This is a genomic window from Flagellimonas sp. HMM57, from assembly GCF_021390175.1.
In the GTDB taxonomy this organism is placed as follows: Bacteria; Bacteroidota; Bacteroidia; order Flavobacteriales; family Flavobacteriaceae; genus Flagellimonas.
Genome location: NZ_CP090004.1, coordinates 1,752,904 through 1,768,317, shown reverse-complemented (window position 1 = coordinate 1,768,317; position 15,414 = coordinate 1,752,904). Strand labels below are relative to the sequence as shown.

Here is a 15,414-nt window from a genome sequence, read left to right as displayed (position 1 = left end):
TAGTTATACTTTATTTTACAGCATCGCCATTACCGTCATAACTATCGGTCAAGGAAATGATTTTGATGTGTGTTGCAATTTCCGCTACTTCGGATTTGGTTTCTACTTTGATGACTTTAGTTGTACCACCATCCATATCAAAATAGTTATCTGATAGAAAAAGGTCATCATTCTCCGTGGCGATGTATACGTATTTGGCCAGTTTATCAGAAGTTAAAGTCATTTCAAATCCACCATCCACAGGTTTGGCAGTGTAGGTGATATTTGCTTTGGGCAAATCCAAGTCTCTATCTTTTTTAAAGAAATAGCGGTTTTCACTGAGCACTTTATTTTCAGAAGAGACCGTCATTTTTACATATGCCGATTTTCTGTCCGTTTCCTTCAGGAGATCTTCAACTTCTGCTGCGAGATATTCTTGCGAGGTATTTGGTGCAATAGTTACCGTTTCAGTTTTTGACCACAATTGGTTCCCTTCAAAATCCAATACCTGTGCACTAATTTTTGCGTTCTCAATGGGGTTTAATTCATCGGAAACGATATAGGCGATCAACTTACCCTCTTTTTCCAATGGAGCGACCAATATCTGGCCATAAGTCTTTTTCATCTGATAGTGCAATGCCTTCCATTTACCATAGTAATCAATACTGGACCATGATGCTGCCGGCCAGCAATCGTCTATTTGCCAATACAGGGTTCCCATGCAATAGTTGTCCGTTCTATTTCTGCGATGGCTTTCTACCGCTATCTTCACGCCTTTTGCTTGAAGCGCTTGAACTACGTAAACGTAATTCTCAAAATCTTTGGGCTTGTTAAAGTTTCTTTCCAAATAAGTATTGATGAGTCGGTTGCCGTAATCCAGGTCTTTACCTTCATCTGCCATGCAACGCTGATGGGAACGCATCACATCTGATTCTAAAAACCAATCTTCTTTAATCGAAAACTTTTTTATGGATGCAAACTCGGGATACGATTGGAATCCGTATTCACTAACAAAACGAGAAACGTTTTCCTCAAAGTTTTTAAAAGGTTCCTTTCCGTGCCATACACCCCAATAATGGGTGTCGCCATCTTCTTTTGGCCTATCGTCACCAATGCCCGCAATGGGTGAAGTAGGATGATAATAAATATCGGGATGTGCTTCGGCGATTGCATTGGGTATTGTTTTGTAGAAAAGTTTTTTCAAGTCCGCCTCATACTGTTTTTGAACATCTTCTTCATACAATTCTTTCCAGCCCCAGGAATACCATGAAATTTCATTTTCATTGTTCCCGCAAAAAAGTGCAATGGACGGATGGTTTCGCAAACGGGTTACATTATCCACCACTTCATTTCTTACATTTTCCAGAAAATCATCATCAGAAGGATACATGCCGCAGGCGAACATTATATCCTGCCATACCAATAGCCCTTTCTCATCACATAAATCGTAGAAAATATCCTCTTCATAAATTCCACCGCCCCAAACACGTATCATGTTCATATTGGCCTCTTTTGCCGACCCTAGAATATGTTCATAGCGCTCTTTGGTCACTCTATTTTGAAAATTATCTTGAGGGATATAATTAGCACCTTTCATAAATACGGGAACGCCATTTAATTTCACATATAGGCTTTTTCCAAATTCATCATCATCCCTTACAATTTCAAGAGAACGGATTCCTATGCGTTTGCTCATCATATCGGTTGCACCATCTTTTGATTTGATCGTAGTTTCAAAAGTGTAGAGCGGTTGTTCGCCCAGGCCATTGGTCCACCAAAGTTTTGGCTGTTCAATTTTCATGGGGACGACTATCGTATTAGCGCCAGGTTTTAATGTTACCATTTGTGTTGCCAACGGTTTTCCTTCATGGCTAATGACCATATCGGCCGTCGTTTCCGAGGTTGATGATATTTCGAATTCCGCAGAAATCTCGGCTAATTCTGTAGTCACCTTTTTTTGTTTGTAAAAAACATTGTCAATTTTAAAATCGCTCCAGCTTTTTAGTTTTATCGGCCTCCAAATTCCAGCTGTTATTAGCCTAGGGCCCCAATCCCATCCATAATGGAATCCTGCTTTTCTGGAGTATAGATTAAGCTTAACATCTGCCTGGTCGTTGTTGCGAAAAGCCTGTAATCGGTATTCTGCATTATCGTATTTAGGCCGATTTATCTTGAATACGTTGTGAAAATAAATGCGAAGTGTGTTCTGCCCTCTTTTTAGTTTAGCCCTAACATCGACATCCCATGTCCTGAACATATTTTTAGCCGCAAGGATTTTCTCTTCGTTTAGATACACATCGGCATAAGTGTCCAGGCCTTCGAATACCAAATTTATATTTTGTTCCTCAAGCATTTGGTCAGATACTTCAAAACGGGTCTCATACTCCCAATCCGTCTCACCGATCCATTGTTGGTTTTTTTCGTTTAATCTGTAGAACGGGTCTTCAATAACCCTATCATTGAGCAAATCTGTATGAACGTTTCCGGGGACACTTGCACTGGACCACACCGAGTCATTGGCTTTTCTATACTGCCATCCTTTATCAATATTCATCTCGGATACACTGGTGACGATTTCTTTAGGGCCATTACATGCAATCATTGTAACCGCTATACCAGTGAGGAGCAGATTAAATTTTAGTTTTATCATAGTGTTATACGTTTATCTAGGTTTTACAAAATCAAATATGTTATTTAAGAATTGTTGAAAAAACTTTTACTCGAACATCGTTTTCGTATGTTTTTAATACTATCAAAAGCAAATCTCCGTGCTTGTTCAATGTTGTAATAAAATCGGATGAAGGCAACGGTTTATCATTGATATGGACATGGACATTGCTATTGTTCCATTTGTTGATTTTAAAAATCGGATTTATCAGTTTTGTTTTCGGTGTTATCCTGAAATTGCATTGGGACGCCTTCGCCTTGTTTTCGAATTCAAAGTATTTATTCTCATGACTATATCCAGTAAACGAACATGAAGCACCCAGCACTTTTATAGTTCCTGGGTAGAGCCATGAATCGGTTTTTTCTTTTGCAATACTACCTTCCCTTTCATCGCTCATGCCTAGTAGCGATAACCATTGCCTGTATTTTCTACCGTTCTTTGCCACCAGAAAATTATCCTCCCAATCCTGACCTAAGTACACGCCCATACCTACTAAGGATGTGTGCGCAATATGCTCCGGCCATGTTGACCCTGATTTAAAGGGGTGCTGGTAGGGTTCTTTGTTCACGGGCCAGTGCCCAAAATTATTTTTCCTATCATGCCATGTAATCTCATAGTTGAGGGGACAGCCGGAATATGTCCAGGGAACTCTGACATCATCGCTAAAAGAATTGAACAGATCAGGCGCTCCTTTTACGTGGGCTATCATTGTAGTTGCTCCCAGTCTTTGACTATCGTTTCGAAATTTTCTATCACTTTCGTTGTTGTACTGCTCGGGCGCTTTGCCTTGTTCATAGAACGTGAGCGATGGATATTCCAGTAACTTGGCAGGTCTGTTGTTTTCTCCAGCTATGACCATCATTTCCATTAGTTCATGCCAGTTTCTAAAGTTGGTATCCAGTTTTGGGGCATATTGGATTTTTCTTATAATACTGCCATCAGCATAAATGCTATAATATTCCGTTACCTCTGGCAATTGTTTTCCCTTGCCATTGTCTGGATGTTTATAATCAGGGTCTACAAGCTTATAGGACCACTTGATGATTTTGCGTACTGCATTATCTTTCACAATCTCTAAATTGGTGTATGCTCTTAATCTATCCGACATGGGTTCATGGCATCCCGGATTTCCACCGTTCCAGGTTTCTACAAAACCATATGTAAATAGAGAAGTGTTGTTTAAATGCCATGCAGGAACATTGTTCATTAATTCCCAGAACACAAACTTATGGTCATCTTTAGCAAATGGGAATTTGTCGCCAAAAGTGACCACTAACGCAGGGGCGGTATACCCTGACCATGTAAACGGTCTTTTTGTTACGGCAAATCCGGTTTCTGTATCTTTTTGATCTTTGATGGGCCGTTGGGTGACTTTGATGCTATCAACATGCACGGTTTCATCAAGAGAGAAAACCCCGATAAAATAGGGTTGTGATAAATCGCCCCATTCTTTTGAAGGGGCCAATTCCATCCAGTCTTGGTAAACCACTCCATCAACTTGTTTTTCAACCGCATAGTAGAAATGCAAGAACTTTTCTCCATCGTGTCTCAGTATCCGAAGCTTTTTTGCTGTTTTGGTATAAGGAACGGAATATTCTTGGCCAGTGAGCAAATGCGTATATCTAGCTCTTTTTGCCAAACCTGTGTTATCAAAAACATCCTTTTTTCCTTCTTGTTCATCGACTAGTTTGATTTCTATTATACCATCATTATTTCTTGTGATGGTTATCATGGCATAGTCATCAGAACTAGGCTTTCCATTAGTCGATTTTATCAAACCCAATGCAACACCAGAGTCTTCAAGAAAATCCACTTCAACTTCAAAGTGCCCTGAGAAATCAGCACTTGAATAATACGCTCCATAAATGTCTCCACTTTCTAAGCTGACTTTAAGCTTTCCTTCAACGGCCTTAAAAAGTCCGGATGCACCATTTGGGCCAAAAGGCATCCAACCATTGGCTCCATTAGTAAAATCTTCGCTGTAAACCACCGTTCCTGACTGGGCAAAAATGGAAAAATGACAAGCAAGGATTCCTAAAAGGAATATGTGTTGGATGTATTCTCTAAGCATTCAACTGGCCTTTATTCGATTATTCTAACCTGATTGGTGTTTTCAGGTGTCATTTTAAAATTTGAATGGTTCTTTAATACAATCTGGTCTTTCTGTTTTTTTTCCGGCAATGCCAATTCCTTAAAGTTGATTTCTTCCACGGTATCAAATACAAATGCCGGCCTAAAATCTGAATCCTTTAGTCTAAGGGTAATATTGTTGAGTTGTATTCCTTTGGTATGCCGTACATAAAACCCCCAAGCGGGCAATTCCCCAAACATTGAAAACTCAGGATAGCTCCTAATCTTGTCTGGAACTTCGTTCAACCTATGTAACGGCATGTAGGCCTGCGCTTTTGAAGCTCTACCGGGATATGAGATTTCAATATTCTCTAAAACAACATTTTCCACGTTGTGACCCGGTATGCCTGTAATGGACGAAGGGTATACATTATGGTTGTCGCCACAATCGCAAGCCCTAAGGTCGTAGTCAATGTCTGGGCGTAAAAATGGAACCTCAACTTTCATATCCTTGATATGTACGTTCTTTATACTACCTGGTTTTTCTCCACTACGATGGCCCAATCGTATGAAAATTGCATTGCCCGTATTTTCCGCAACTATATTTGATACGTTTATATTTTCGATAACGCCTCCGTCAACGGACTCAATGGCGATTGCGGACCGGAATGTATCGTAGACTTTAATATCCTTTATGGTCACATTCTTAAAACCACCCAAAGATGCGGTTCCAAACTTTATGGCACTGGCACTGGAACGTACCGTACAATTTTCAATAAGCACCCCGTCATTAAAGAAATTAGGGTAGTAGGATTTTAAGCAAATGCCATCATCTGCCGAGTTTACATTACAATTGATGACCTTAACATTCTTGGAGTCCGTAATATCCATACCATCATTGTTCCAATATGCCTGGTTATTGATATCTATTCCGTCTAATGTGAGATTTGTGCATAACTCAAATGAGAGGCCCCAAGAAGCTGAGTTTCTAAATTTCGTTTTTGAAAAAGTAACATCTCTACAGGTAGAGATACGCGTTAATTTTGGTCTCATTTTTTCATTGGGACGCCTTCCTCCTTTATTATAATTGGGATCAATGGCAATACCTGCATGATGAAGGCTATCAACCGCCAAGGCCAGAGCCCTACCTTGTCCGTCGATAGTTCCACCTCCTGAAATAGAAATATTATCGACTTTATATGCAACGATCAGTGCCAACTGTGAGTTATCATCTTTTTTTGGGCTCTCTGGCCTGCCGTCCATTTCCAATCTTCTGTAGTGACTCGGGATCGTGCTACCCAATAGCGTTGCGTTTTCACGAACGTGGAGCTCAACATTGGACTTTAGTTCTAGTGTCCCCGTGAGAAATTTTCCCTCTGGGACAATCACTTTCCCCCCACCTTTAGATGTAGCTTTGTCAATCGCCTTTTGAATAGCTTCGGTATTTAACGTTTTCCCATCTGGTACCGCCCCGTATTTCATGATATTGTATTCCTTGGGTTTTTGTGCGAAAGATTTGTTACTGTACAATCCTATTAAAAAAACGGTCAATAGGAATAGTAAAAAATGTTTTTGGTTTGAATTCATAGCTCTTGTTTTAACCTCTTAATCATATTTTAAATGTTCTCTTTTACCATTGAACCTCAACAGTATGGTTTTTACGTTCATCTTCTTTGATAATTTCTACGGTCAATAGCTCGTCGTCAAAGTTGAAACCCACTACAGAACCGTCCACTTCAACGCTTTTAGGCGTCTTGGGGATAATGGCACTGAACAATCCATGGTCGGCAAGGGTAGTCTTTAAGGATTTTTTAGTGATTTTAGTATCCAAAATGGTTCCTGGGGCATTGTATTTATCGACCAATCCCAATACCCCCACGTTTTCTTTGGCGGGGATTATAAAAAATAATTGTGTCTGCATCCGTGATAACATAACATCTAGAGTATCATCCCTTTTTAGATTCCAATGCATTTTGGAGAAGTACTCATAAACAATAAATTCATCTCCATCGATACCATAAACATCATTGGCGGAAATTTGCCCCTCTACAGTATCAGTATCGGCCATGTTCCAGACGCCCAATAAGCCTACATTGCCACTCATTGAAAAGGCCTTGAACGGTTTGGCTTCTTGAATTTGGAACAAACAATCCTGTGTTGGGGTCAGAGCCTTGGAAGGACGAATAAGCCGACCATCGGAATAGCAGAGTCTTCGAAGAATTTCAAAATCCTGCTCTCCGGGTTTATCCGTAATATAAACAGGTCCGTTATTCATTGCCCTGGCCAGTGCATGAAATTCTCCATCTGGATTGTATGACTCGAACATGTCGAGATCGGGATACACCATGTGTTGAAAATAGAGCGAGTTGTAGAGTCCCATTACCAAATGAACCGCAGCATTTCCATAGGGTAATTTGTAGCCGACACCGCTTTCTTCTTCGGCAGGAAAATAATCTTCTACTGACCTTGCCACAGCAGAAGTTCCAAAGTTTAGGTATGCCTCTGCGGTCATGTTCATACAGTTGATTATGGTACCATCAAAAAACTCATCAGCAGAATTGTAGAGAGCTTTGTGCATTTTTTTACTTAAGGTAAATACAGGATAATTTTTAGGCGCCATTTGCTCTGTGACCAACTGGTTGTCTACTTTTAAAAAAGAAAAGCCTTCGTCTTTGAAGTATTGGTGCATTTCCTGATAAAATTCAGGTAATGCAGGGCTATCGGGTTTTATAAAATGATAGGTTTTTGAATCCAGGGAATCCGATGGTACGGCCCATGGTTTTGTTTCCCAAGAAAATAACTCATCCTTATACTTTTCGCCAAGTTCGGAGTCAATATTGATGCCGTTCCAATACCCATTAAGCGTATGCCAAACTCCTATTTCTTCAATACCGCACTCTTCTTTTAATCTTTTGTTCATAGCGGTGAACCCTTTCGGGAATTTCTCGGGATCAGGACGTAAGGAGTTCAGCATTCTGTTCTTGTGGTCGAACCACCCGTCATCGATCATGACCCATCCCAAAGGAAAATCGTTATCGGTAAATGTTTTGACCGATTCTACAACAAAATCTTCCGTTAGTTGTTTCCCGTTATCCGAGGCATTCCAAGTACACCATCCAATAAAATCCATTCTTTCGGGATAGGGTTTCTTTTCCTGCATATTTTCAGGCATACCCATTTCAGTTATTCCTGTCTTATAAAGCAATCTGAACAGTTCATACGGGTCATCCCCAAAACCGATAAGCATTTGCGGAACGGTATCCATATTTGCTTCCGGTGGTCCTAAACTTGTAGATTTAGCACCAAATTTCCCATCTTTTTTTCCAAGCGTAGTTCGATACCCGTTACCACTCATGGGCATTACAGAACCGTACAGACCATCATCATATCGCCAATAAAAAAACTGCACGTCCCAATCTTCAATTTCATCGGGACCATTGATCAATATTGGTTTTGTCCAAGCATTCCAAGGTTTATATCTCCACAAGGTAATGCCCTTTTCAAATCCTGGAATCGAATCAAAAAACGAACCATAGAATTCTTCGGGACCATTGATTGGATCTCCTTTTGTGGTTAATCTGACCGCTACAAAATCTCCAACAATCTTTGCATCTATTGGATTCGTACTTTCATTGGCATATGCAGGGCCGGCAACTTTTAATCCAGTAAGCCTGTCTATGCCCTTAAAGGATATGTTAATTCCTGATTCCCCATCATGCACTTGTAAGATATTTTCTTGTGAGCATGAGTACAGGACATTGGCAAGTACTAATAGGGTTAGTATACTTTTAAACATGTTCAAAATCATGACTGTATTAATAATTTTGTTGAAATGATGGCTTTATTTTTTTCATGGCAAATCTTTGTTGATAACAGTAAACTTTTGAAAATCAGCATTTTTTGATAGGGTCGAACTACCGCCGCAGGCAAATACTCCCATAACTGTTCCTGTCCAGACATTTTGCCTCCCAACACCGACCCAGCCTAAATCGGGAACTCCCCGGGCTTTTCCTTGTCTAACATAATGCCACGAATCACCAAAATAAATTGATGAGCCCAAGGTTTTCCAAGTCTTTCCATTTCCACTAACTGCAAAGGATACCGTTTCATTTCCATCAATGCTCATCTTTAAATGGACGGTATTACCATAGTTGTTTTCAATGTGTTTTACTATTTTTTTGGTAGCAGGGATGGTACTCAAAATCTTATGTATTTCTGGATCTTTTAAGGTTCCAGGATTCAAATGGGATGGAAATAATTTGTCGTAGTAGCCTATTTCAATGACCTTTTTGCCATCAGCATATGTAGAAGTGAGCCAGATACTCCTATTGGGATCATGGTAAAGGTGAATTCCCGCTGCCTCACCATTTTCAGTGGCATCAAAAGTTACTGTTGAAGTGATATCAAATTTTTTCCGGATTACGCGTTGTAGAAACAATCCTTTCCTCACGTTTTGCGAGCCTATATCACCTTGTTGTGTTTTTATTCGAAGATATCCTGGGTTTTCATTGAGGCTCCACGATTTACCACTATAATCTGGTTTGGTATGAAAAAACCATTGTTTTCCTAAAATAGGAGCGTTGAAATCATCGGAATCCTGAAGTTCATGCTTTACGGGTTGTAGCGATGGAAAAGCATTTTGTTCACTTGGGACTTTTTTGTTCTTTGGCTTCCACCAGCCATCTTCTGACCATATTACGGGTTCCAAACATGTTTGGCGTCCAAGACTGTAGTGTGAAAGTTCATAGGCATGATACGTCAAATACCATTCTCCATTTTGGGTTTGGAATACCTCTCCGTGTCCCGGCCCCTGCAGTTTTGCGTTCGTGGTATGTGGTGCATACATGACGGGGTTGTTTGGATCTTCTTCCCAAGGTCCCGATAAATACTTCGCCCGATAACTCATTATTTTATGATGTTGATACGGCCGGGTGCCTCCCGGTGAAATCAGATAGTAGTAATAGCCGTTACGTTTGAAAATCTCTGGACCTTCTCCTCCTGAAACTTCTGCTATGGGAGGGCCATCGATTCGCAATCCATCCGAAGTCAATTTGTAGATATTGCCCCCCGTTTTGGTCAGATACATGCTACCATCATCGTCCACAAAAAAACCTGGGTCATACCCTTTGGTCACGACACCTCCATCTGTATATGGCCCAGCTGGATCTTTAGCGTAAAAAACCTGAATATCATCCCTTACGGGAGCATATACCAGAAACGTTTTTGTGTGGGGATTATAGCCGATATCGGAACCCCAAACACCAGCATCCGTAATGCCACTTGGCATATTTGAAGCATTTGCCACATCGGCAAACCCAAGATATTCCCAGTGTACCAAATCTTTTGAATGGGCAATATGTAAACCCGGCATCCATCCAAAAGTTGAACGGACCGTATAGTAATCTTCACCAACACGTACCACCCCAGGGTCGCTCCAATCCCCTTGAATCACAGGATTGGAATACACCTTAGTGCTTTGGCAGTATCCATGTGTACCGATAAATATTGTTAATACGACCAGCTCTTGCCTAAGCAATAAACTATTCGCAATCAACTTTTGTATTGATTTCAAATACATAGTACAACTCATTTTTCATATTTCCGATAGGGAATCTTACATATTGGACTTGAAAACCAGACCAATAGATTTCTGTGCATTGATTGCAGATATAGTTATTTTAGAGCGATAAAACCCTTCCCCCCATCAAAAGGGAAGGGTTCTTGAATAAAAACTAAATTCAAACTAAACTAACTCAAAACTATTTTTAATAACCTTGATTTTGGGGGTAATCATTCGATGTTCTATCTATCTGTGTCAATGGGATGGGACGCAAGACATGAAAATCCTGTATGTTAGATGCGCCTCCCGGATTATGTAGTCTTACACGTTCCACCAATTTACCAGTTCGTACCAAATCAAACCATCGCTTTCCTTCTGCAACAAATTCTTTTGCTCTTTCTTCTAAAATCACATCAACATCAACCGCATCAATAGAGGGCAATGCTCCAACATTGTCAACATTATAGGCCCGCATACGTACTTCATTCAGGTATTGTAGCGCCTTGGTTTGATCAGGTGAAGCTTTTAAAGCATTTGCCTCCGCAGCAATTAACAGGACATCAGCATATCTATACACAATGAAGTCGCGATCGCCCGAATCTGAATTGACATCTATTCTATTGGGCTGCTCCCATTTTTTCACTGAAGGGTAGATTCTTTCAGTAAGTTCATCCCTATTATAAATTTCGTTGGCAAAAGGTCTCACTTCCTTTTCCTCTGGCGACAAAGCAATTCTGGGCAGATAAACCGCTGTATCTCCAATAGCAAGCCCATCTGGTAAATTGTCGGGGTTATTTGCAAACCAAACACTCCTGAAAGTTCCATCATAACGTTGATCTTCATCGTCAAAAAGTTCTAACAAGTAACTTGTTGGTTTGAATCTCTTAAATGGTCTCCCATTCTGCAAATCTCTTCTCATACCGTTTCTTCTATCATATTCCATTAAAAAGAACAGATGTGCAGGGTTTCCCGTAGCGTCAAATAAACGATCCGCAGCAAATTGCACAGAATAAATGACTTCAGAATTATCATCATGATTTTCCAATTTCCATAAATCAGAAAACGGCTTAACCAATGAGAAAGGACCATTGTCGATGACATCTTCGGCAAATTCTGCAGCCAAATCATAATCCCCATTGGTTAAATGGACTTCTGCCATAGCTGTCTTGGCAGCCCACGAAGTAATACGCCCACGATCACTTTGCATTTCTGGAAGATTATCTATGGCAAATTGTAAATCGGCAATAATCTGAGCATAGATTTCGGAAACTGGAGTTCTATTGGCCTCGGTTTCTACTCCTGAAGTTTCTTCTGTCGTTAAATGTACGGGACCCCATTGACGAACCAACCAATAATAATAGTACCCTCGTAAAAAACGGGCCTGTCCAAGAATGTTGTTTAACTCATCTGTATCTTCGATTACATTAGGAGCACGTCCGATGACTACATTTGCTGTATTGATTCCACGATACAAATCATCCCAAGCTGCTATAAGCACTCCGTGATCTGCATTGAGGTCTGCGTCATATCTATTGTATCTTTTATTCCCTCCATCTGAACCATTTTGAAAGGTATCGGTACCGAGCGTGGTCAACGTCCAGCCATCTTCCCTGTTATTACCGTTACCCATTAATTCAGTAAAAGATGAATAAGCCCCATTCAGGGCAAAATCAATGCCTTCGGCTGTATTGAAAACACCTCCAGTTGCTTCTCCGGTAAGCTCTTCTTCTAGGTATTCTTCGCACGAAATAAAGACCAATGCCGCTATCAACGCTATAGTTTTTATAAATTTCATTGTTTTCATGTTAAAGTTGTTTTTAAAAAGTAGTACTTAAACCAAATAAAATAGTACGGGGACTTGGCAGCCATTCATCAGTATCGTCAGTACCTCCATCAGCAACATCAGGATCTACCCCATCAATTAAGCGGTCATCAGATCTAAATAGAAATGGGTTTTGTGCGGTTACATAAAATCTTAATTTTTGTAAGCCTATTGTATTTAAGAATATCTCATTAAAGCTATATCCCAAAGTAATATTTCGAATTCTTATGTAAGATCCGTCAAAGTAATTTGAAGCGCCTTCGTCCCTGGGCCCTTGCCGATCATCGTCAGGTCTTGGAAAACTGTTGCTAGGGTTTTCTGGCGTCCAATAATCAACTAGAACATTATTGCTCCTTCCAACCAACGAATTGTTCGCAAACAACGCACGTTGACGAATGGTATGGCCTTGTCTGGTAAGAGCAACAACAGAGAAATCAAATCCTTTGAAGTTTATGGTGTTGGTAAGGCCTGCTGTCCATTGGGGATCTCGAAAACCAACAATTCTACGGTCATCGTCATTTATCTGACCATCTTCATTCAAGTCTGCCAACTTGATCTGCCCAACCTCTCTACCAAAGGACTCTGCTTCTTCAGCTTCATCCAATTGCCATATGCCATCAAAAACACGATCAAAGTAGACCGATTGTTGTTCCCCAACAAACCAACGGTTACCAATATCTTCAGTATTGCCATCAGCTAGAGCTGCAATAGTGCTTCTATTCTGAGAGAAGTTAAAGTTGGTGGACCATGAAAAATCTTTTCCTTTCACATTAACCGTATTCAAGGTGATTTCAAACCCTTTGTTCTGTGTCTCTCCAACATTACGAAGTACTTCTGTAAAACCTGATGTACTTGGAAGCCTTTGGTTTAAAAGAAGGTCTGTTGTCTTGCCATTGTAATAATCGAACGTTCCTGAAACCCTGTTATTAAAGAACCCAAAATCAAGTCCGGCATTAAGAGAAGAGGTAATCTCCCATGTAAGATCAGGGTTGGCAATTTCATCAGGCCTAAATCCAAACGCAGGTACGTCATCGAAAGAGCCTTCGGTTCTTGTTATTGTTCCCTGTGTGCTAAAAGCAGGTATTGTATTACGACCAGAGGTACCATAACCCACCCTAACCTTTAAAAAATTTATTGTTTTTGAATTCGATAGAAAATCTTCTTGGCTAATTACCCATGCCCCCGAAACACCGGGGAAAAAAGCCCATTTATTACCTGGTGCCAGCTTGTTGGATGCATCGTATCTTGCAGAGGCCCCAAGGATATACTTATTTTTGTACGTATAAGAGAAACGCCCTCCGATAGAAGTCCATCTTTCCCGTTCCAACTTGCTGTCAACACTCCTATTCTCTGCCGAAGAATCACTTAGATTGTTAAACGTAAAGCTTTCTGCCTGCACTCCTCTGACCTCGGCACTGGTCTCTTCCTCTTGAATATCCTGAACGTTGAAAAACACGGTAGCATCCAAGCGATGTTTGTCATTGAACGTTTTTTTATAATCGAAAATATTATCAATGTTGTATGATGTCGTGGCCTTATTGAATTTCCTAGCCCTATTCTCACCTCCTCTACCTACTGTACTTTGCGAACTACGCCAATCATTACTACGCTCAAATCGAAGTTCAGGACCGAAGTTAAAGGTAAATTTAAAACTATCTGAAAGCTGGTATGAGGCGAAAATATTAGCAAAATAATTGAAAAATCTATCGTTGTCTATATAGTTTCCATCTACCAAATCGTTTAAAGGATTCCAGTAATTACCATCTCCCAATGGATCTGTCGTGGGTGTAGTACCATCTTCTTCAAAGGGTCTGACTAGAGGCAAACTTTGAAAGATAACATTAATTAAAGATCCATGCCTCCTGTTCTCACGATCAGAAAAAGCCACTTGTTGTGAGAGGCCCAGTTTTAATCTTTCAGTTGCATTGACATCAATATTGGTTCTTAAGGTCAAACGCTCAAATGCCGATCCTTGGATTATTCCCTCTTGTTCAAAATAGTTCATTGACACATTATAGCGTACTTTTTCCGTACCACCCAAAACACCGATTTGATGATTTTGTTGCAAACCGCTTTGCAGCAAAAGATCTTGCCAGTCAGTATCTATTCCAGCATTGAAAGCCTCTAATTGTGGAGCAAACAGACCTTCTTCCAAAGATGGTCCCGGGTCTCCATTTCTTTCTGCCACTGTACGCAATGATTCCAGACGTAATTGACTCCATTGTTGGGCATTCATCATTGGTATTCTTTCAAAGGGTTCCGAAAATCCGTAATATGCATCATAACTGATTTCCGTCCTGCCCACTTTACCACGCTTAGTGGTGATAAGTACAACACCATTGGCCCCTCTTGCCCCATAAATTGCCGTAGCAGATGCATCTTTCAATACATCAATGGACTCAATATCGTTTGGATTAAAATCTGCAAGACCTGAAGAAACGGGAATTCCGTCAACCACAAACAATGGGTCATTTGAAAAACTCAAAGAACTTCGTCCTCTGATCAATACTTCGGGCGAGGTGCCTGGCGCATTGGTCGTAAACCGTATATCTACCCCTGCAGCCTTACCGGCCAAGGCATCTAAAGGGTTACTCTCTTTGGTAATATTTACTTCATCGCCAGCAACTGAAGTGATTGCTGCCGTCACATCTGCTTTTCTCACAGTACCGTAACCAACTACTACAACCTCATCTAATTGGGAAGAGTCTTCTTGAAGCTTTACATTTATTTGGGCTTGATCGCCAACAACAATCTCTTGAGCTTTGAAGCCAACATAAGATATCACCAAAACAGCGTTGGAATCCGCTACCTCGATAGAAAAATTACCATCAAAATCGGTCTGTGTTCCATTTGTGGTCCCTTTAACTATTATTGTAGCTCCCGGTAAGGGAACTCCAGCCCCATCCACTACGCTACCTGAAACTTGCTGTTGCATTTCTTCATCGGAATCCTTTATTATAGGAGTAGCCGGCATTCTCTTCACCACAATTGTGTTATTATCGGTGAAGGCGTAAGTAAAATTTATTGGTCCTAAAAATCTATCCAATAGGATTTTTGCTTTAATGGTTCCCTTTTCCAGAAAGAGTTCGGGTGCATTTTTCAGCAAATCACTTCTGTAAATAAACTTGTAGTCGGTCTGTTTATTTATCAGTTTAAACGCTTGTTTTACATTTAGTGTTCTATCTTTCTTTATGGCTATATCTGCATTTTGCGCAAAACTTTTATTAGTGCTTAAAGCAAAACTAATTGAGCAGCAAAGAAAAATGAATGTTCTCATAACATACAGTAGGAAGTTTTGTCCATAGCCGGACGACC

Annotated in this window: 7 protein-coding genes; all 7 read right to left on the bottom strand. The window is 40.4% G+C overall.

All coding sequences use genetic code 11. The features are described from left to right. Nucleotides 1-10 precede the first annotated feature (10 nt). The 7 genes from LV716_RS07840 to LV716_RS07810 all read right to left on the bottom strand — a co-directional run bounded on the left by LV716_RS07840 (nucleotide 11) and on the right by LV716_RS07810 (nucleotide 15,376). The gene (locus tag LV716_RS07840) at nucleotides 11-2,629 is read right to left on the bottom strand and encodes a glycoside hydrolase family 2 protein (protein ID WP_163417191.1); all 2,619 of its coding nucleotides are present in this window, start codon (nucleotides 2,627-2,629) and stop codon (nucleotides 11-13) included. A 40-nt stretch (nucleotides 2,630-2,669) separates the two neighbouring features. Beyond that, the gene (locus LV716_RS07835) at nucleotides 2,670-4,718 is read right to left on the bottom strand and encodes a hypothetical protein (protein ID WP_163417190.1); all 2,049 of its coding nucleotides are present in this window, start codon (nucleotides 4,716-4,718) and stop codon (nucleotides 2,670-2,672) included. Nucleotides 4,719-4,729: 11 nt separating this feature from the next. Continuing rightward, on the bottom strand, nucleotides 4,730-6,304 hold the full coding sequence (locus LV716_RS07830; protein ID WP_163417189.1) for a glycoside hydrolase family 28 protein: 1,575 nt from the start codon (nucleotides 6,302-6,304) through the stop codon (nucleotides 4,730-4,732). Nucleotides 6,305-6,347: 43 nt separating this feature from the next. Continuing rightward, on the bottom strand, nucleotides 6,348-8,525 hold the full coding sequence (locus tag LV716_RS07825; RefSeq protein WP_233759260.1) for a Sip1-related alpha-galactosidase: 2,178 nt from the start codon (nucleotides 8,523-8,525) through the stop codon (nucleotides 6,348-6,350). 42 nt (nucleotides 8,526-8,567) lie between these two features. Further along, nucleotides 8,568-10,295: a family 43 glycosylhydrolase gene (locus LV716_RS07820; RefSeq protein ID WP_163417187.1), complete on the bottom strand. Its 1,728-nt coding sequence runs from the start codon at nucleotides 10,293-10,295 to the stop codon at nucleotides 8,568-8,570. 187 nt (nucleotides 10,296-10,482) lie between these two features. Further along, a complete protein-coding gene (locus tag LV716_RS07815) occupies nucleotides 10,483-12,081 on the bottom strand; it encodes a RagB/SusD family nutrient uptake outer membrane protein (protein WP_163417186.1) in 1,599 nt (532 codons plus the stop codon). Between the two features lie 13 nt (nucleotides 12,082-12,094). Continuing rightward, a complete protein-coding gene (locus LV716_RS07810) occupies nucleotides 12,095-15,376 on the bottom strand; it encodes a TonB-dependent receptor (RefSeq protein WP_163417185.1) in 3,282 nt (1,093 codons plus the stop codon). Nucleotides 15,377-15,414 lie beyond the last annotated feature (38 nt).